This window comes from Robiginitalea sediminis, from assembly GCF_002198115.1.
Classification (GTDB): domain Bacteria; phylum Bacteroidota; class Bacteroidia; order Flavobacteriales; family Flavobacteriaceae; genus Robiginitalea; species Robiginitalea sediminis.
In genome coordinates, this window is record NZ_NGNR01000003.1 from 1 (window position 1) to 18,738 (window position 18,738).

The window sequence follows — 18,738 nt, forward strand, 5'->3', positions numbered from 1 at the left end:
CCCCGAAGTGAGCTTCGCTCTACTTCGGGGTTTTTTATTGGATACAGGTAGCCCTTCACAGCCAGGTGGGGGGCTTTTGTTTTGGTAGAAACCCAAGGCAGATGGGGCACACCCCCGCCCCCGAAACCAAACTACCCGGAGGCACTGCAAAAGGCAAACACCACGCCCCGCCCCCGGGGGGAAGATACCCCCTCCCGTTGCAAAGGGGGTTCAGGCCCTCAATCTACAATAAAGGTCTTTAGCATCCCTTTTTTCCGGCTTTCGGGCACTTCTGCAATCAGTGCATACGTGCCGGGTTTCAGCTCTGCCTCGAAATACAGGATGCTACCCATGGGGGCATCGTTCGTCCCGCCCAGGAAGGTAAATCCATCAGGGAGGGTAGAGCTCATCAGCCCTTCCGGCGTAGCCCAGTTCATCCAGGCTTCCAGGGCATCCAGGTCTGCTCCCGGTGCTACGGCAACCAGGTTCACGTCGTGCCCTACAAAGTGTTCATGTACCGTCTGGTCTACATATTCCACCCGGAATACGGTTTTCCCGGCCCTTGGCTTCCCGTTCCAGCTTATCCCGCTCTGCCTGCTTATATCGATCATAATATCGTACTCGGGTGGTTCCAGGCCGCTGTCTTCTTCAGTCACGATAAATTCCTTGGCCATACCCATAGAGGTATGGAACCGCCCGTCCGGCATCCGGACATAGCACTCCATAATGTAATAGCCCGGGAGTAGTTTTACCGTAGTAATGGCTGTTTGCTTAGGCGAAATCAATCCGGTCCCCCCGGAAAATACCACCTGGGAGAACCACTCGGGCAAGGTGCCAAAAGCTTCCATGGCAGCGTCCATGTTGCCTTCCATGATCTGGGCCATTCCGGCTTCAAAAGCCGGGGCTACTTCGCGTATCGTATTGTCGATAGTAACCCCTTCGGGGTATTTGTCCAACAGGATAAAGTGCGGTTCGGTAGACAGGTTTTCATATACGAAAGTATTCCACCCGGAAGTGATGGTGTCTGCTCCTATGAATTCCATGGAGCGTGTAGTAACCGAAACGATTTTGGGTTCGGGAAGGGGCTCCGCAGTGTTATTTGATTCGGGCTTGGGATCGTTTTTGCAGCTGATTAGTACGGGAACCAGCAGCCAGGCCAAGGCATACCTTGAGATGGGATGGTTGGTTGTTTTCATTGTGAAGGGTTTAGGTTGTGCCCTTAGAAGGTACTAAAAAAAGCCACGCTTTCGCGTGGCCTTTCTTTAGAAACCTATAGCTAATCCTCAGATCCTCGGAAGGTCTCCCTCCCCCTTCAGCGGCAGCTGCGAACTGCCCGTCAAATAGGTATCTATATGGTGTGCGGCCTGCCTGCCCTCGGATATGGCCCAGACGATCAGGGATTGACCGCGGCGCTGGTCCCCGGCAACAAACACCCCCTGGACATTCGTCTGATAATCCGTTGCTGGAGCTTTGATGTTGGTCCTGGGGTCCAGGTCAAGACCTAATTCATCGGCAATGGTTGTTTCAGAGCCTGTAAAACCAAGGGCCAGAAGGGCCAGGTCGCAGGGCCATTCCTTTTCCGTGCCTTCCAGCTCTACCAGTGAAGGCCTGCCTCCGGGTTTTTGCTTCCATTCCACCTCCACGGTTACCAGGCTTTTCAGGTTTCCATCGGCATCGCCCTTAAAAGCTTTGGTGGAAATGCTAAAGAAGCGCTCGGCCCCCTCCTTATGGGAGGAACTGGTGCGCAGCCGCATGGGCCAGAAAGGCCAGGGTTGGTTCTCCGGACGCCCCACCGGTGGTTTTCCCATAATTTCAAAATTAGACACGGAACGTGCCCCTTGCCGCAGAGAAGTCCCGATGCAATCCGAACCGGTATCCCCGCCACCAATGACAATCACATCCTTGCCGCCTGCATCCAGGGAGGCCCCTTTGTACGGGCTATCGGCCACCTTGCGGTTGTTTTGGGAGAGGAAATCCATGGCTTGTACCACCCCTTTCAGATCCGCTCCCGGGATGGGAAGTGTCCGGCGGACTGTGGCCCCGCCGCACAGCAGGAGGGCGTCAAATTCCTCCCGTAGCTGGGCTGCACTCACGTCTTTCCCTACTTCAACCCCGCATTTAAATTCGATACCTTCCTCCATTAGGATGTCCAACCTGCGGTCTATTACCTGCTTTTCCATCTTGAAATCCGGGATACCAAAACGCAGTAGGCCCCCGGGTTTTTCATCCCGTTCGAAAACGGTAACCTGGTGACCGGCGCGGTTCAGTTGCTGGGCTGCGGCCAGTCCGGAAGGGCCGGAACCAATAACGGCTACTTTCATGCCGCTCCGCTGGGCCGGGGGTTCGGCCTTGACCCACCCCTTGGCAAAAGCGGTTTCCACAATCTGTTTTTCGATATTCTCTATACTCACCGGATCCTCGTTAATGCCCAGGACGCAGGCCTCCTCACACGGGGCGGGGCACAGCCTGCCCGTAAATTCGGGAAAGTTGTTGGTGGAATGCAGGATTTTAGCAGCCTGCTCCCATTTGCCCTTATACACCGCGTCGTTGAAGTCCGGGATAAGGTTGCCCAGGGGGCAACCGCTGTGGCAGAAGGGGATTCCGCAATCCATACAGCGTGCGCCCTGGTCCCGCATCTCCTTTTCCCGGAGGGGTTTGGTGAATTCGCGGTAATGCTTCAGGCGGTCCTCCACCGGCGCATAGGCTTCCACCTTGCGCTCGTATTCCATAAATCCGGTAATCTTGCCCATCTTAAATCGTTTCTATCTGTTCGTTTTCCAATCGTATGAGTGCCTGTCGGTATTCTTCCGGGAATACCTTTACGAATTTCGGCAGGTAACTTTCCCATTTTTCCAGGATTTCCTGGGCCAGTGGGCTGAAGGTGGCATTGTAGTGGTTCTCTACCAGCCCCCTGAGCTCGGCTACATCGGCGTCCTCTTCCACCGGGAGCAGGTTAAGGGTCTCCAGGTTGCATTTTTTCCTGAAACTTCCATCTTGGTCCAGTACATAGGCAATCCCGCCGCTCATCCCGGCCCCGAAGTTCCGCCCTACCTTGCCGAGGATCACGGCAATACCCCCGGTCATGTATTCACAGCCATGGTCTCCGATCCCCTCTACTACGGCCCTGGCTCCGGAATTGCGTACACAAAAGCGTTCGCCGGCCTTGCCGTTGATGTAGGCTTCCCCTGAGGTTGCCCCATAGAGGCATACATTCCCCGTAATGATATTCTCTTCCGGCTTCAGGGTAGACCCGCCGGGTACCTTGATCACCAGGCGCGCTCCGGAGAGCCCTTTCCCGAGGTAGTCATTGGTATTCCCGTTTACGACCATCGTAAGGCCGCGCGTGGCGAAAGCCCCGAAACTCTGTCCCGCCGAACCGGTGAAATTCAGCCTGAGGGTGTTATCGGGCAGGCCTTCCGCCCCGTAGATCTTCGAGATTTCATTACTGATAATGGCTCCCACCGCCCTATCGGTATTGTGGATGGGGAAATCCAGGCTGGTTTTTTCCTTCCGGAACAGGGCCGGGTGCGCCTTTTCGATAATATCGAATTCTATGGAGGCTTCTATGTTGTGCTTCTGTGAAGTGGTATTGTAGAATTTGGTGCCCTTGGGTACCGCTACCTGGTGGAGGATGGGACTCAGGTCCAGGCCCCGTGCCTTGTAGTGCTCAATGGCTTTGCGCCGGTCCAGTTTCTGCACCTGCCCCACCATTTCATTAACGGTCCTGAAGCCGAGTTTGGCCATGATCTGCCGCAGCTCCTCGGCCACGAAATACATATAATTGACCACATGCTCGGGTTTGCCCTTGAACTTTTTGCGGAGTTCCGGGTTCTGCGTGGCAATCCCCACCGGGCAGGTATTCAGATGGCACACGCGCATCATGATACACCCGGAGGCCACCAGGGGTGCGGTGGCAAAGCCAAATTCCTCGGCGCCCAGCAGGCAGGCAATGGCCACGTCCCGGCCGGTTTTGAGCTGGCCGTCGCATTCCAGGACTACCCGGTTGCGCAGGTCGTTCATCACCAGGGTTTGCTGTGCCTCGGAAATCCCGAGTTCCCAGGGAAGACCGGCGTGTTTCAGGGAGGTCAGGGGCGAGGCCCCGGTACCTCCGTCGTGGCCCGATATAAGGATCACATCGGCCTTGGCCTTGGAAACCCCTGCCGCAACGGTGCCCACCCCAACTTCGGAAACGAGCTTCACATTGATCCGGGCCTCCCGGTTGGCCGATTTCAGGTCGTAAATCAGTTGAGAGAGGTCCTCTATAGAGTAAATATCGTGGTGTGGGGGAGGGGAAATCAGACCCACATAGGGCGTTGAATTCCGTGTTTTGGCGATGGAGGGGTTTACTTTCGGCCCCGGGAGTTGCCCCCCTTCGCCCGGTTTGGCGCCCTGGGCCATTTTTATCTGGATTTCCTGGGCGTTGGAGAGGTAGTTGGAGGTCACGCCAAAGCGCCCGGAGGCCACCTGCTTGATGGCGCTGTTCTTCCAGTCGCCGGTCTGGCTGCGGTAGAACCGCTCGGCGTCTTCGCCCCCTTCCCCGGAGTTGCTCTTGCCTCCGATACGGTTCATGGCTATGGCCAGGTTTTCGTGGGCTTCCTTGCTGATGGACCCGTAGGACATGGCTCCGGTCTTGAAGCGTTTTACGATCTCGGTCCAGGGCTCCACTTCTTCCAGCGGGATGGGGTCGTAGTTCGAGAATTCAAACAGCCCGCGGATCGTCATCAGGTGGCGGGACTGCTCGTTTACCAGCTCGGCGTATTCCTTGTAGGTGCTAGGTTCATTCTGGCGGACTGCCTTCTGGAGTTTGGCAATAGTAAGGGGGTTGAACATGTGTTTTTCCCCGTCCCGGCGCCAGCGGTATTCCCCGCCTATCTCCAGGTCGAGTTTGGCCGCCAGGTCTTTGCGGTCGAATGCGTTGTGGTGGCGCAGGGCCACTTCCTTTTCCAGTTCGTAAAGCCCGATTCCCTGGATACGGGTCGGGGTGGTGGGGAAGTATTTTTCCACCAAGGCCTTGTTCAGGCCGATGCACTCAAAGAGCTGCGACCCCCGGTAGGAGTTCAGGGTGGAAATCCCGATTTTGTTCATAACCTTCAGGATACCCTTGCCAATGGCCTTGTTGTAATGGGCAATGGCCTCCTCAAAGTTGATGTCAGTCAGGTTCTGCTCCTCGATCTGCTCCGCGATGATCTCATTGACCAGGTAGGGGTTGATGGCGCTGGCCCCGAATCCGAACAACAGGGCAAAATGGTGCACTTCCCTCGGTTCTGCAGACTCCACGATAATACTGAGTTTGGAGCGTTTGCCCATTTTCCGAAGGCCGCTGTTTACAAAGGAGGTCGCCAGCAGGGCCGGGATGGGCGCCATGGTGGGGCTCACGCTGCGGTCCGAGAGGATGATGATATTGGCCTCCTGGTCGATGGCGTCGCAGGCCTGGGCCAGGATGTCTTCCAGGGCGTCTTCCAAACCGTTGTGCCCCCGGTTCACCTCGTAGAGCATGGGGATGGACACTACCTTGTAATCCGGGCTGCTGTCGTAGTTCTTGATTTTGTCCAGGTCCTCCTTGGAAATAACCGGGTTCTGGATCTTGAGTTTGCGGCAGTGCAGGGGGTTGATTTCAAAAAGATTCTGGTCGCTTCCCAGTGTAAGGCTGATGTCGCAGATCAGCTCTTCGCGAATCCCGTCCAGGGGTGGGTTGGTCACCTGGGCGAAGAGTTGCTTGAAGTAATTGTAGATCAGCTGAGGGCGTTCCGAGAGCACGGCAATGGGGGTATCCGAGCCCATAGACCCGATGGGCTCCTTCCCGGCCTTGCTCATGGGCAGGATAATGGTATTGATGTCCTCCTGGGTATAGCCGAAGGCGGCTTTGCGTTTTTCCAGGGAGACCTCTCCCAGAAAGAGCGGGCAATCCCGGTAGGGAATATCCCTGAGGTGGACCAGGTTCTTGTTGAGCCATTCCCGGTACGGGTACCTTCCGGCAATTTCTTCTTTGATTTCCTCGTCGTTTACGATTCGCCCCTCTTCCATATTGACCAGGAACATCCGACCCGGCTCCAGTCTGCCGTGGAATTCTATATTCTCGGGCTCCAAATCCAGGACCCCGGTTTCCGAGGACATGACCACGTAGCCGTCCTTGGTTACCGAGTACCGGGAGGGCCTCAGGCCGTTTCGGTCCAGGACAGCCCCTATGTAGTTGCCGTCTGTAAAGGGGATGGAGGCCGGTCCGTCCCAGGGTTCCATCAGGCAGGAATTGAATTCGTAAAAGGCTTTTTTGGAATCGGACATGTCCGGGTTTTTCTCCCAGGCTTCCGGCACCAGCATCATCATGACTTCCGGCAGGGAACGGCCGGTCATCAGCAGCAGCTCCACCACCATATCCATGGTAGCCGAGTCCGATTTCCCGGGCAGGATTACCGGGAGGATGGCTTTAATGTCGTCCCCGAACCAATCGCTTTCCATAAGCTCCTCCCGGGAGCGCATGCGGGAGACATTTCCCCTGAGGGTGTTGATTTCCCCGTTGTGGCACATGTAGCGGAAGGGCTGGGCCAAATCCCAGGTGGGAAAGGTGTTGGTCGAGAACCGCTGGTGTACCAGGGCCAGACGGGTAACCACCCTGGGGTCCATCAGGTCCTTATAGTACAGTTTAATATCCATGGGCATCAAAAGCCCCTTAAAGATGATGATCCGCGTGGAGAGGCTGGGAACATAAAAATATCCCCGCTCGGATAGCTTGGAGTCGATAACCGCATGCTCGGTAACCTTGCGGGCCACAAAGAGCCTTCGGTTAAAATCGAAGTCCGATTCCGACACCCCTTTGCCTATAAAGACCTGTTTTACAAACGGCTCGGTTTCCGCCGCGATACGCCCCGGCACCCGGCGGTTGACGGGAACATCCCGCCACCCCAGCAGTTCGAGGCCCTGGGCGCGGAACTGCTGCTCCAGCAAGTCCGTACAAAAGGCGCGCTGGTTCTCCCGCTGTGGCAGGAAAACATTGGCCACGGCATACTGCCCGGGTTCCGGGAGGTCAAACCCGCATACCTTGGTAAAGAATTCATGGGGGATATCGATCAGGATCCCTGCCCCGTCCCCCGTTTTCCCATCGGCGCTTACCGCACCGCGGTGCTCGAGTTTCTCGAGGATTTCCAGGGCTTTATGGATAATGTCATTGGACTTGCGGCCTTTCAGGCTACAGATAAATCCGGCGCCGCAATTGTCGTGCTCAAATTCGGGGAGGTACAGGCCCTGCTCTTTCATAGTTGCTGCTTTAAGCGTGTGCCTTCCGATCCTTAGTCAACCCCTTGTATACAAAGGGAATACACGTGAATTCGGATTGCACGATTCGCTCAAAAATAGCATAAACGGTATCATAAATTCAAGGGAATTTGTGATATCCTGAAAAAAATTCAGCGTTTATAAAAAAACGTTCAATTATTCGGAATTTGAAAAAATGAAGCGGGGGGAATTAGCGATACCGTAACGCACAGCCTTTCCGGGTGGGATTCATGGCTCCTTAAGGGGGTGTTTTACTTCAAGGACATGAGATTAGGGTTGTAACCCCTAAAATGCAGGGGGTACTGTTTCAAAGAGAAATGCTTTTGCCGGAAATAGCAGCGAAAAAAAGGGGTGCAATAACCCGGATTCCGGATTTAGTCGCGCAGAATGCTCCTTGAAATCACGATGCGCTGTATTTCCGAGGTGCCTTCGTAGATCTGTGTGATCTTGGCATCCCGCATCAGGCGTTCCACATGGTACTCCTTAACGTACCCGTTGCCTCCATGGATCTGGACAGCTTCCACAGCGGTTTGCATGGCTACCTCAGAGGCATAGAGTTTGGCCATGGCCCCGGAGAGGTCGTAATCCCCGCCCGTGTCCTTATCCATAGCGGAACGATAGACCAGCATGCGGGCGGCCTCGATCTGGGTGTGCATGTCGGCCAGTTTAAAGGCAATGGCCTGGTGGTTGGCTATTTCCGTACCGAAGGCCTTGCGCTGTTTGGAATAGGAGCGGGCCAGGTCGTAAGCCCCGGCGGCAATACCGAGGGCTTGCGCGGCAATGCCGATACGGCCTCCTGCCAGGGTCTTCATGGCGAATTTGAAGCCGAAGCCGTCTTCGCCAATCCGGTTTTCCTTGGGTACAATCACGTCGTTAAAGATCAGGGAGTGGGTGTCGCTGCCGCGAATCCCCATCTTCTGTTCCTTCGGCCCGATCTCAAACCCGGGCATGCCTTTCTCCACAATAAGGGCGTTGATGCCCTTGTGGCCTTTTTCCGGATAGGTCTGGGCAATAACCAGGTACACATCGGCGCTGGAGCCATTGGTAATCCAGTTTTTGGTGCCGTTCAGTACATAGTGGTCCCCTTTATCCAGGGCCGTGGTTTTCTGGGAGGTGGCATCACTTCCGGCTTCCGGCTCGGAAAGGCAGAAGGCCCCGATGATCTCCCCAGTGGCCAGGCGTGTGAGGTACTTGGCTTTTTGCTCCTCATTCCCATAGGTCTCCAGGCCCCAGCATACCAGGGAATTGTTGACCGATACCACAACGGAGGCCGAGGCGTCTACCTTGGAGAGTTCCTCCATAACCAGGACGTAGGAAAGGGTATCCAGGCCGCTGCCGCCGTATTGCGGGTCCACCATCATCCCCATAAAGCCCAATTCGCCCATTTTGCGAACAGCCTCTGCAGGGAATTCCTGTTTCTCGTCCCGTTCGATGACTCCCGGAAGGAGCTCGGTTTGTGCAAAATCGCGGGCAGCCTGCTGCACCATGCGTTGTTCTTCGGTCAGGGTGAAGTTCATAGGGTATTGTGATTCTGTCAATGAAGTACTGCAAAGATAGCACCTGCTTACAAGAAATTCAATAAAACCGAGGGTGTATTGCGAATATTTAAAGGGGCATTCGCACCCATTTCCAGCCCCCTCCCCTGAGAATTTTGGGTTCAGGGTTGGTGTAATTCCTATATTTGTTTCCGGCCTGTCCCGAACCGGGCCCACCGAAAAACCATCGGATATGCTGATGAAAGAACTGCTGGAGCGGTACGAAAACAAGGCTCCTGAGATTGTTTTCCACTGGAAGGATCCGGAAACCGAGGCCGAAGGCTGGGCGGTTATCAACTCCCTAAGGGGGGGTGCAGCCGGAGGGGGAACCCGCATGCGGGAAGGCCTTGACGAAAATGAGGTGCTCTCCCTGGCCAAGACCATGGAGGTGAAATTCACCGTTTCCGGCCCGCCCATAGGCGGTGCCAAATCCGGGATTAATTTTAACCCGGACGACCCCCGTAAACGCGGTGTCCTGGAGCGCTGGTACCACGCGGTGGCGCCCTTGCTGAAATCCTATTATGGCACAGGGGGGGACCTGAACGTGGACGAAACCCACGAGGTGATCCCCATCACTGAGGATGCCGGGGTCTGGCACCCGCAGGAAGGGGTGTTCAACGGGCATTTCCGGCCCTCCGAGGCCGATAAGATCAACAGGATCGGCCAGTTGCGGATGGGGGTGATCAAGGTCCTGGAAAGCCCGGATTACTCCCCGGACCTGTCCAAGAAATACACGGTGGCGGATATGATTACCGGTTTTGGCGTAGCCGAGGCCGTGCGCCACTACTACGAGATCCATGGGGGGGATGTAAAGGGAAAGCGCGCCATTGTACAGGGCTTCGGCAATGTGGGCGGGGCTGCGGCCTTTTATCTCTCCAAGATGGGGGCCCGCGTTGTGGGGATCATAGACCGCACCGGGGGGGTGATGAACCCAGAGGGCTTCTCCTTTGAGGAAATCGTAGAGCTGTTCCGGAAGAAAAAGGGCAACGCCCTGGTAGCCGACCAGCTGATCCCCTTCGAAGAGATGAACCGAAAAGTCTGGGAAATGCAGGCGGAGATCTTTGCGCCCTGTGCGGCTTCACGCCTGGTTACCCTGGAGCAGATCGACACCCTGATCCGCACCGGGCTCGAAGTGGTCAGCTGCGGGGCCAACGTCCCGTTTGCGGACCGGGAGATCTTTTTCGGGCCCATTATGGAGCATACCGACCAGCGCGTCAGCCTAATACCGGATTTTATCTCCAATTGTGGCATGGCCCGCGTTTTTGCCTACTTTATGGAGCACCGGGTGGCGATGGACGATGCTTCCATTTTTAATGACACTTCCCAGACCATAAAAAGGGCAATTTTGAATATATTTAAGCAAAATCCAACAGGAAAGAATGTCAGCCAAACGGCATTTGAGATAGCACTTAACCAACTCGTCTAAAACGAACCTATCCATGGAAACCCTTATTATCATCATTTTTCTGGTCGGATACCTGGCCATTACCCTGGAGCACAATCTGAAAATAGACAAACTCATCCCCGCCCTGGCCATGATGGCCATCCTCTGGGCGGTAATTGCCCTGGCGCACCTGCCGGTGTTCGAGGTCAATGCGGAGCTCAAGGAGCTGGAGCCCACGCACCTGGATGAAATCCTGCTTCACCATTTGGGCAAGACCGCAGAAATACTGGTCTTCCTGCTGGGGGCCATGACCATTGTGGAGATCATCGACTACTTCGACGGCTTCGCCACCATTAAGGGATACATACGCACGCGGAGCAAGCGCAAGCTGTTGTGGATGTTTTCCATCCTGGCCTTTATCCTCTCTGCCATTATCGACAACCTTACGGCAACCATCGTCCTGGTTACCATCCTTCAAAAGGTAATCAAGGACCGGGAGGCCCGCCTCTGGTTTGCAGGTCTTATCATCATAAACGCCAACGCCGGGGGTGCCTGGTCGCCCATAGGGGACGTTACCACCACCATGCTCTGGATTGCCAACAAGGTCTCCGCCCTGTCGCTCATCGAGCACGTATTGCTGCCCTCCATCATGTGTACCCTGGTGCCCACTTTTATCGCCAGCAGGAGCAAGGTCTTCTCAGGCCAGCTGGAATCCGGCATGACCGATGAGGACAAGCCCAAATCCAAGTACGGCCCGGTCATGCTCTACCTGGGCCTCGGGGCTATTGTTTTTGTGCCGTTTTTCAAGACCATTACCCACCTGCCTCCCTATGTGGGGATGATGCTCTCCCTGGCCGTGGTGGCTACCTTTGCGGAAATCTACAGCAGTGCCAAATTCAGCATCTCCTCGGTAGACAAGGAAGAGAGCGATGCCCATGCCTCCCACAGCCCGGTGCATGCCTCCCTGTCGAAAATCGAGCTGCCCAGTATCCTCTTTTTCCTGGGTATCCTTTTAGCCGTTGCCGCCCTGGAGTCGCTCGGATACCTGTTCCACTATGCCGAAAGCCTCAACGAGGCCATCCCCAACACAGATATCGTAGTACTCCTGCTTGGGGCGGGGTCTGCTGTAATCGATAACGTACCTCTGGTAGCGGCCAGTATGGGGATGTTCTCCGCAGAACTGGATAACCCGCTGTGGCACTTTATCGCCTACTCTGCCGGGACCGGGGGCAGTATGCTCATCATTGGTTCCGCCGCCGGGGTTGTGGCTATGGGGATGGAGAAAATCGATTTCTTCTGGTACCTGCGCAAGATTGCCTGGCTGGCCCTCGCGGGCTTCCTGGCGGGCGCCGTTACTTTTATCCTGCTACGCGACTTTGTGCTGAACGTATAATTTTGCAAGGGGGATACTTAAAAACCCAAAACCCCGTTATTAGTAGCAACATTTAACTGAGAACCTATGCTCTTGTTTCAGGATGCCATGGACGACACCCAGCTGGGTGAAATCGCGTCCGAGGAGAAAACCCTGTCTGTAATCGACCTGATCTTTAACGGGGGTACCGGAAGTATCGTGATCATCTCCGTGCTGTTTGTGATGCTGGCCGTGGCCATGTACATCTACTTCGAGCGGCTGCTCGCCATCAAGGCGGCTTCCAAGATCGACAAGAATTTCATGAACCAGATCCGGGACCACGTGATGGGGGGTAAGCTGGAGGCGGCCAAGATCCTCTGCGCCCAAACCGACAGCCCCGTAGCCCGACTTACCGAGAAGGGAATATCCCATATCGGCAAACCCCTGGATACGATCAATACGGCCATAGAAAACGCCGGGACCTTGGAGGTATACAAGCTGGAAAAGAACGTCAGCGTGCTGGCCACCGTAGCCGGTGCCGCACCCATGATCGGGTTTCTGGGGACCGTTATCGGGATGATCCTGGCCTTCCACCAGATGGCAACCAGTGGCGGACAGGCTGAAATGGGGGCCCTGGCCTCCGGGATCTATACGGCCATGACTACCACGGTTGCAGGCCTGGTAGTGGGCATTATCGCCTATGTGGGCTACAACCACCTGGTGAACCGCACCGACAAGGTGGTCCACAAGATGGAAGCCAACGCCGTGGAGTTCCTCGACCTTTTGAGCGAACCCGTTTAAGACCCTTCCCATGAAACTGAAAGGACGCAACAAGATCAGCCCGGAATTCAGCATGTCCTCCATGACGGACATCGTATTCTTGTTGCTCATCTTTTTTATGCTGACCGCCAACTCGCCCAATGCCCTGGATCTGCTGCTACCCAAGGCAAGGGGAAAATCCACGAATACCCAGAATGTTTCGGTTACCATTAACCGGGACCTGCAGTATTTTGTGAACAACCAGCAGATTAACGGAGAATACATTGAAATTGAACTAAAAAAGGCGCTGAAGGATCAGGAAAACCCGACTATTATACTGCGGGCCGAGGAGAGCGTGGCAATCAAGGAAGCCGTGCGTGTGATGGATATCGCCAACCGTAACCAGTACAAAGTGATCCTGGCAGTGCGTCCCAACTGATGGCGCTGTTAGATACCAAGCACAAGAAGAAGTCCTTTACGCTCACCACCCTCCTGTTGAGCGCACTTGTCCTGTTGCTTTTTTACATCGGACTTACCTATATGGACCCGCCGGAGGAAAGCGGGATTACCGTAAACCTGGGCACCATGGAATTCGGTATGGGCGATACCCAGCCCCTGGAACCGGTACGCCGCCAGCAACCTGAGCCCGCGGAAGAGCCCGAAGTGTCCGAGCCCGAACCGGTAACCGAGCCGGAAGTGGACCCCACCCCCGCCGCCACCGAGGCCCCCACGGAAAATGTCCTGACACAGGACACGGAGGAATCGGTAAAAATCAACCCGGAAGAGGAAGCTCAGAAACGCGCCGAAGAGGCCCCCCGAAAGGCGCGGGAGGAAGAGGCCCGGCGCGAGCAGGAGCGGCAGGCCGAAGCCGAACGAATCCGCCGCGAACAGGAAGCCAAAAAGCGGGAACTGGACGCTATGATGGGCGGGCTGAATACCTCTGAGGGCACTGCCGAGGGCAGTGAAGGGGACGACAACCGTCCCGGGGACAAAGGCCAGCCGGGAGGCGACCCCTATGCCACGACCTATTACGGGGCACCGGGTACCGGGAGCGGTACCAGCGGATACGGCCTTAGCGGCAGGTCTTTGGTGAGCAACGGCAAGGTGCAGCAGGACTGCAACCAGGAAGGGCGCGTGGTGGTCAAGATTACAGTAGACCGCAACGGACGGGTAGTGGAGGCCACCCCGGGGGTACGGGGTACCACCAACAACCACCCCTGCCTGTTGGAACCTGCCCGCAAGACAGCTTTCCTCCACAAGTGGAATTTGGATTCCAACGCACCTGCCCGACAGGTGGGTTTTGTGGTGGTTAATTTCAAACTGGGGCAATAAATGGATTACAGCCAGACGCTGGAGTGGATGTTCGCCAGGCTTCCCATGTACCAGCAAAGAGGCGCCGCAGCCTACAGCGGAAAACTGGAGCCTATCCGCGCTTTCTCGGCCCACCTGGGCCACCCGCACCAGCAATTTAAAAGCATCCACGTAGCCGGGACCAATGGCAAGGGTTCCAGCAGCCATATGCTGGCATCTGTCCTGCAGGAAGCCGGGTACAGAGTGGGGCTGTATACCTCCCCCCACCTGAAGGATTTCCGGGAACGAATCCGCATTAACGGGAACCCTGTTTCCGAGGACTTTGTGACCGGTTTTATAGAGGAAAACAAAGCCTATATAGAAGCAGCGGGCCTTTCTTTTTTTGAACTTACCGTTGGTATGGCCTATGCCCGCTTTGCCCGGGAGGAAGTGGATGTCGCTGTGGTGGAGGTGGGCCTGGGCGGCCGCCTGGATGCCACCAATATCATTACCCCCATGGTGAGCCTTATCACCAATATCGGGATGGACCACATGGAATTCCTGGGCGACGACCTGCTGAAGATAGCCCGGGAAAAAGCGGGGATTATCAAAAAAGGTATCCCGGTCGTGGTCAGCGAGACCCAGCCCGGGGTGGCCGATGTTTTCCGGGAAGTGGCCGCCGGCCAGGAGGCCCCAATTACATTCGCCGACCAGCACACCTGGCCGGAGTACCCGGTTTCCCTCCTGGGGGCCTACCAGCAGAAGAACATCAAAGGCGTGCTGGCTACCCTGCAGGCCTTGCAGGGGTTTGCCGTTTCCCATACGCACATCTCCAAAGGGCTGATGCACGTGCAGCAGAACACCGGCCTGATGGGGCGCTGGCAGATCCTGCAGGAACACCCACGCGTCCTCTGCGATACCGCTCACAACATCGAAGGCCTGGAGCTGGTGATGAATCAGCTCTCGGCCCAACAGTACCGCCACCTGTATTTTGTCCTGGCCTTTGTTAAGGGCAAGCCCCTGGATAAGATCCTGCCCCTGCTGCCTGCCGATGCCCTTTTCCATATTGCCCCCATGGGGATTCCCCGGGGGATGCCTGTGGAAAGCCTTGCCGATGCCCTGGAAGCAGAAGGCCTGAAATACAGACGTTTCAGCACCATCCCAGAGGCCTACTCCGCCGCCCTTTCCGCAGCCGAACCCGAGGACCTCATCTTCGTAGGAGGCAGTACCTTTACGGTAGCCGAAGTCCTCTGATTTTTTCTTTTTTTCTTTTGGGAACCAAAAAACGATTCTATATTTGCACACCCTTTACGGGCTCTTAGCTCAGTTGGTTCAGAGCACCTGCCTTACAAGCAGGGGGTCGTTGGTTCGAATCCAACAGGGCCCACATCAAGCAGAAAACCCCGCAACGAAAGTTGCGGGGTTTTTTCATTTCAAGAGAAAGCCAAACTCGTTTGAGCTTTCTCCGGAAATGAAAAAACACAGCAGGCCCGCAAGGGACTGCGGGGTTTGTCTATTTGCAGCCGCGGCCCCACTTTGGATCACAGGCGCAGCCTGTAATCCAACCAAACTTGTTCGAGCTTTCTCTTGAAATGAAAAAAACACAGCAGGCCCGAAAGGGGCTGCGGGGTTTGATTATTTGCAGTAGTGGTCCCACTTTGGATCACAAGCGCAGCCTAACTGTTTTGGAGATCCCTTACTTCAGCCGGGGTCAAGTTTACAGCCGCGGATGCAGATGTATACCAGTTTCATCTGCGACAGAATCGGTATACAATGAGCAAGAATCCCCTATCTTTATCCAACCAACCTATCCTGCCATGGAACCCGCCTCCTCCGAATTTTCTCCCAAGGGCTTTTTTCGTACACACCGTATCATCCACCTGGCGCTGCTGGCCGGCCTGACCATTTTTGGCCTGGTGCAGTTCAACAGGGTTGGGGGTGCGGAGATGGCCTGGGGGCAAATGGATTACCTGTTCCCGTATGGGATACCCCTGTTGGCGATGGGTGGGATTCTTGCGGGGTCGGTGGTATTCCGCCAGCAACTCAGCGCTGTTACAAAATTGGAAACCCTGCAGGCCCGGATGAACGGGTACCTGTCGGCCTGCCTTACCCGGTATGCCCTTTTGGAAGCCCCTGGCTTTCTGGCACTTTCGGCCTATGGCACTTCCGGGAACGCCGCGTATCTGGGGGTGGCCCTGGCTCTCTGGATTGCCTTGCTCCTGCTGTACCCTACCCCGGAGCGGGCCGTGCGGGATTTACAGCTCCCGCCCCCCATGCAGGAGGCCCTTCGCAAGGGCCTGAAATAACAACCAAAACCAAGAACAGAATCATGTCCGATACCATGCTCCCCTGCCCGCGATGCGAATCCCCCTACGGATATTTTTCCCGCGAAGACCTGTATGCCTGCCCCGAGTGCGGGCACGAATGGGACCCTGCTGCAGTAGCCGAGGCATCCGGCCCTCAGGTGCGGGATTCCAACGGAAACCTCCTCCAGGATGGGGACACGGTTATCGTGATCAGGGATTTGCCCGTAAAGGGCGCTTCCGGCCCCGTTAAGGTGGGAACCAAGGTAAAGAACATCCGCCTGGTGGAAGGAGACCACAACATCGATTGTAAAATTGACGGCTTTGGCGCCATGGCCCTCAAGAGTGAATTTGTCCGCAAGGGGTAACTTTTAAAACCATGGCCCGAAAAGCCAAAAATAACCGCCTATGAAACCGAATAAGACGTTGATCGGAGCCCTTGTAGCAGGCCAGTTGATAACCGCCGGCCTGGCTTTTAGCACCGGAGAATTCCTGTTTAAATCCGGTTCGGCCGGCATAGGGATCCTGGTTATGCTGGTACTGATGGCGCCCGGGGGCTTTAAACGGGCAGATCTCTGGATGGTGGCTGGGGCGTTCCTCTATTCTATTATTGGGGACTATTTCCTGTCCCACCGGGACGGGAGCGGGATGATGTTTGTTTTCGGGATCGGTTTTTTCTTCCTGGCCCACCTCGGGTACCTGGGGTATGCCATTTACCACGGCCGGTTGCACTGGCCGGTTACCCTCCTGTTCTGCGGCGGGTACCTGGTATTTTTCTTTACCTCCCTCTACGGGGGCATTTCGGACCCGGTCCTGATGTGGTCTGCCCTGGCTTACCTCTTTGTGTCCTGTTTCTCGATGGGGGCCGCCTGGGGGATTATGCCCAAAGGTCTTTCACGGAATCTTTTTGTTGGCGGGATTGCCCTGATCCTCTTTTCGGATACCCTGATCGCATTCCGGGAATTTATGGCCTATACGGATTGGGATTTTCTGATCCTGCCCACCTATTACCTGGCGCATATCCTGGTGACCCTTGCCGTTTGGACCGGATGGACGCCCGAGAAACCAAGGGTGCCTTTGGTATAATTGACAATAAAATCTCCCGTTCGGATTGTGGAGCTATCCAGTTTCCTGAAAGCCTCCGGCGAAGCCGATTTTAACAGGGGCAAGCCTTATATTTTAGGGGTGATATTCCGATATTGCAGCAAAGAGACCTACAAAGATGAGAAAGTACATATTTCCCCTGCTGGGGTTGTTGCTGTTTTGCAGCCACGACATGTTCCTCAAGCTCGATACCTACTTCCTGGAGCCCAACACGGAGGCGACCATTCAGCTGTTCAACGGTACCTACGACAAAAGTGAGAATGCCATTGACCGTTCCCGCATGCGGGATGCAAGCCTTTTGGGGAATGGGGTGCGAACTGCTGTGGATTCTGCCCAGTGGAGCGAGAAGGATGGAGCAACCCTGCTCCACCTGACCACAGGTGCCCCGGGTACCTGGGTGGCGGGGGTTTCCATCCACCCCCGGAAGATCGAATTGGAAGCGGAGGCTTTTAACGATTATCTGGAGCATGACGGGGTGTTGGATATGCTGGAGCAGCGCAGGGAAGGAGGCCTCCTGGAGGAGGATGCCGTAGAGGAGTACAGCAAGCATGTTAAAGTGCTGTTTCAGGTAGGGGACGAGCGTACGAAGGACTGGAATACCCCCCTGGGGTATCCGTTGGAGTTTATCCCCCTGGAAAACCCATACGACCTGCACCCGGGCCATGAACTGGCGGTTCGCCTGCTGTGGGAGGGGGAACCCCTGGCCAACCAGTTGGTTTACGTCGGATACCAGTCCGAGGCGCATTCCCACGGGGAGGCTGCAGACCACGAGCACCCCTCCGAGGGAGGGGAAACCCATTCGCATGCCGGCATTGAAGAGCACCGTACCGATGAACAGGGGATTATCCGTTTTACCCTTTCCGAAGAAGGGGCCTGGTACTTGCGCACCATCCGGATGGTTACCACCCAGCAGGAGGGCTACACACATATTTCCAATTGGGCCACCCTCGCCTTTGGGGTGGGCCAGGGGCACAGCCACGACGATGGCGGGCACGAGCACGCGGACTCAGATGGCTTCCCGGCTACCGTCTTTTGGATTGGCAGCCTGGTGTTGTTGGTAGTGCTGTTTTTTTGGTTCCGACGCAAGAAATAACCCGCTGACAGTTTGAAAGCGCTTCTGACCCTTTTCCTTGTATTTGTGCCCCTCACCCTGCTGGCACACGGAGTGGATGCCTCGGACCAGGCTGTACTGGATGCGGGAGGCCTGCTGGCCTATATCTGGGTAGGGGCCAAGCACATGGTAACCGGATACGACCACCTACTATTTCTGGCCGGGGTTATTTTTTACCTGAAGGGGTACCGGGATATCCTGCTCTTCATCACTGTTTTCACCATAGGACACAGCATCACCCTTACCGGGGCCACCTATTTGGGAATCCGGGCCGATGAGCACCTTGTGGATGCTGTGATTGCCCTGAGCGTATGCTATAAGGGGTTCGAAAACCTGGGCGGCTTTGGGAGCAAGTCGCCCAATTTACTGGCCATGGTATTCCTCTTTGGCCTTATCCATGGCTTTGGCCTGTCCACCCGCCTGCAGTCCTTCGATATAGGCGCCGATGGGTTCCTGGCCAAAATCCTGTGCTTTAACCTCGGGGTGGAGCTGGGGCAGGTAGCAGCCCTAATCCCGATTGTGTTCCTCATCCGGCAATGGCAGGGGCACAAGACTTATGAGTCCTTTTACAAGGCGGCGAACACCTATCTGGTGGTTGCAGGGGTGGCGTTGTTTGTTTACCAGGTTTATGGATATATTACGTCATAATGGAA

At 55.7% G+C, this 18,738-nt stretch carries 15 protein-coding genes and 1 tRNA gene; 12 read left to right on the plus strand and 4 right to left on the minus strand.

Annotation, left to right across the window (positions count from 1 at the left end; genetic code table 11):
• Positions 1-218: 218 nt before the first annotated feature.
• The 4 genes from CA832_RS09745 to CA832_RS09760 all read right to left on the minus strand — a co-directional run bounded on the left by CA832_RS09745 (position 219) and on the right by CA832_RS09760 (position 8,765).
• A complete protein-coding gene (locus tag CA832_RS09745) occupies positions 219-1,175 on the minus strand; it encodes a hypothetical protein (RefSeq protein ID WP_233131782.1) in 957 nt (318 codons plus the stop codon).
• Positions 1,176-1,262: 87 nt separating this feature from the next.
• Positions 1,263-2,729 (minus strand): glutamate synthase subunit beta, encoded by a 1,467-nt coding sequence (locus tag CA832_RS09750; protein ID WP_088341440.1) that lies wholly within the window; start codon positions 2,727-2,729, stop codon positions 1,263-1,265.
• Between the two features lies 1 nt (position 2,730).
• Positions 2,731-7,230 (minus strand): glutamate synthase large subunit, encoded by a 4,500-nt coding sequence (gltB, locus tag CA832_RS09755; protein WP_088341441.1) that lies wholly within the window; start codon positions 7,228-7,230, stop codon positions 2,731-2,733.
• Between the two features lie 392 nt (positions 7,231-7,622).
• Complete coding sequence (locus tag CA832_RS09760) at positions 7,623-8,765, minus strand: acyl-CoA dehydrogenase family protein (protein WP_088341442.1); 1,143 nt, start codon at positions 8,763-8,765, stop codon at positions 7,623-7,625.
• 217 nt (positions 8,766-8,982) lie between these two features.
• On the opposite strand from CA832_RS09760, the gene CA832_RS09765 reads away from it, so the two are divergent.
• From CA832_RS09765 to CA832_RS09820, 12 genes are all read left to right on the plus strand, one after another.
• Positions 8,983-10,209, plus strand: a complete 1,227-nt coding sequence (locus tag CA832_RS09765) for a Glu/Leu/Phe/Val dehydrogenase dimerization domain-containing protein (protein WP_088341942.1) — start codon at positions 8,983-8,985, stop codon at positions 10,207-10,209.
• 13 nt (positions 10,210-10,222) lie between these two features.
• On the plus strand, positions 10,223-11,560 hold the full coding sequence (gene nhaD / locus CA832_RS09770; RefSeq protein ID WP_088341443.1) for a sodium:proton antiporter NhaD: 1,338 nt from the start codon (positions 10,223-10,225) through the stop codon (positions 11,558-11,560).
• 66 nt (positions 11,561-11,626) lie between these two features.
• On the plus strand, positions 11,627-12,319 hold the full coding sequence (locus CA832_RS09775; RefSeq protein WP_088341444.1) for a MotA/TolQ/ExbB proton channel family protein: 693 nt from the start codon (positions 11,627-11,629) through the stop codon (positions 12,317-12,319).
• Between the two features lie 10 nt (positions 12,320-12,329).
• Positions 12,330-12,716: an ExbD/TolR family protein gene (locus tag CA832_RS09780; protein WP_088341445.1), complete on the plus strand. Its 387-nt coding sequence runs from the start codon at positions 12,330-12,332 to the stop codon at positions 12,714-12,716.
• A complete protein-coding gene (locus tag CA832_RS09785) occupies positions 12,716-13,609 on the plus strand; it encodes an energy transducer TonB (protein WP_088341446.1) in 894 nt (297 codons plus the stop codon). Before CA832_RS09780 ends, CA832_RS09785 begins: the two co-directional genes overlap by 1 nt.
• Positions 13,610-14,821: a bifunctional folylpolyglutamate synthase/dihydrofolate synthase gene (locus tag CA832_RS09790; RefSeq protein ID WP_088341447.1), complete on the plus strand. Its 1,212-nt coding sequence runs from the start codon at positions 13,610-13,612 to the stop codon at positions 14,819-14,821.
• 58 nt (positions 14,822-14,879) lie between these two features.
• Positions 14,880-14,954 (plus strand) — tRNA-Val (locus tag CA832_RS09795).
• A gap of 430 nt (positions 14,955-15,384) precedes the next feature.
• Positions 15,385-15,873, plus strand: a complete 489-nt coding sequence (locus CA832_RS09800) for a hypothetical protein (protein WP_088341448.1) — start codon at positions 15,385-15,387, stop codon at positions 15,871-15,873.
• 23 nt (positions 15,874-15,896) lie between these two features.
• Positions 15,897-16,238, plus strand: coding sequence for a zinc ribbon domain-containing protein YjdM (locus CA832_RS09805; RefSeq protein ID WP_088341449.1), 342 nt, complete (start codon positions 15,897-15,899; stop codon positions 16,236-16,238).
• 40 nt (positions 16,239-16,278) lie between these two features.
• Entirely contained in the window at positions 16,279-16,956 is a 678-nt protein-coding gene (locus CA832_RS09810) for a lysoplasmalogenase family protein (RefSeq protein WP_088341450.1), read from the plus strand.
• A gap of 136 nt (positions 16,957-17,092) precedes the next feature.
• Positions 17,093-18,067, plus strand: a complete 975-nt coding sequence (locus CA832_RS09815) for a DUF4198 domain-containing protein (RefSeq protein WP_088341451.1) — start codon at positions 17,093-17,095, stop codon at positions 18,065-18,067.
• Between the two features lie 12 nt (positions 18,068-18,079).
• Positions 18,080-18,733, plus strand: a complete 654-nt coding sequence (locus CA832_RS09820; RefSeq protein WP_088341452.1) for a HupE/UreJ family protein — start codon at positions 18,080-18,082, stop codon at positions 18,731-18,733.
• Positions 18,734-18,738: the final 5 nt, after the last annotated feature.

What these genes read in the sequence shown, in the direction of transcription:
- CA832_RS09750 (WP_088341440.1), bottom strand. Translation starts at nt 2,729, where the DNA reads ATGGGCAAGATTACCGGATTTATGGAATACGAGCGCAAGGTGGAAGCC.
- CA832_RS09785 (WP_088341446.1), top strand. Translation starts at nt 12,716, where the DNA reads ATGGCGCTGTTAGATACCAAGCACAAGAAGAAGTCCTTTACGCTCACC.
- CA832_RS09760 (WP_088341442.1), bottom strand. Translation starts at nt 8,765, where the DNA reads ATGAACTTCACCCTGACCGAAGAACAACGCATGGTGCAGCAGGCTGCC.
- CA832_RS09790 (WP_088341447.1), top strand. Translation starts at nt 13,610, where the DNA reads ATGGATTACAGCCAGACGCTGGAGTGGATGTTCGCCAGGCTTCCCATG.
- CA832_RS09800 (WP_088341448.1), top strand. Translation starts at nt 15,385, where the DNA reads ATGGAACCCGCCTCCTCCGAATTTTCTCCCAAGGGCTTTTTTCGTACA.
- CA832_RS09745 (WP_233131782.1), bottom strand. Translation starts at nt 1,175, where the DNA reads ATGAAAACAACCAACCATCCCATCTCAAGGTATGCCTTGGCCTGGCTG.
- CA832_RS09780 (WP_088341445.1), top strand. Translation starts at nt 12,330, where the DNA reads ATGAAACTGAAAGGACGCAACAAGATCAGCCCGGAATTCAGCATGTCC.
- CA832_RS09815 (WP_088341451.1), top strand. Translation starts at nt 17,093, where the DNA reads ATGAGAAAGTACATATTTCCCCTGCTGGGGTTGTTGCTGTTTTGCAGC.
- CA832_RS09810 (WP_088341450.1), top strand. Translation starts at nt 16,279, where the DNA reads ATGAAACCGAATAAGACGTTGATCGGAGCCCTTGTAGCAGGCCAGTTG.
- CA832_RS09765 (WP_088341942.1), top strand. Translation starts at nt 8,983, where the DNA reads ATGAAAGAACTGCTGGAGCGGTACGAAAACAAGGCTCCTGAGATTGTT.
- CA832_RS09805 (WP_088341449.1), top strand. Translation starts at nt 15,897, where the DNA reads ATGTCCGATACCATGCTCCCCTGCCCGCGATGCGAATCCCCCTACGGA.
- CA832_RS09775 (WP_088341444.1), top strand. Translation starts at nt 11,627, where the DNA reads ATGCTCTTGTTTCAGGATGCCATGGACGACACCCAGCTGGGTGAAATC.
- gltB (WP_088341441.1), bottom strand. Translation starts at nt 7,230, where the DNA reads ATGAAAGAGCAGGGCCTGTACCTCCCCGAATTTGAGCACGACAATTGC.
- nhaD (WP_088341443.1), top strand. Translation starts at nt 10,223, where the DNA reads ATGGAAACCCTTATTATCATCATTTTTCTGGTCGGATACCTGGCCATT.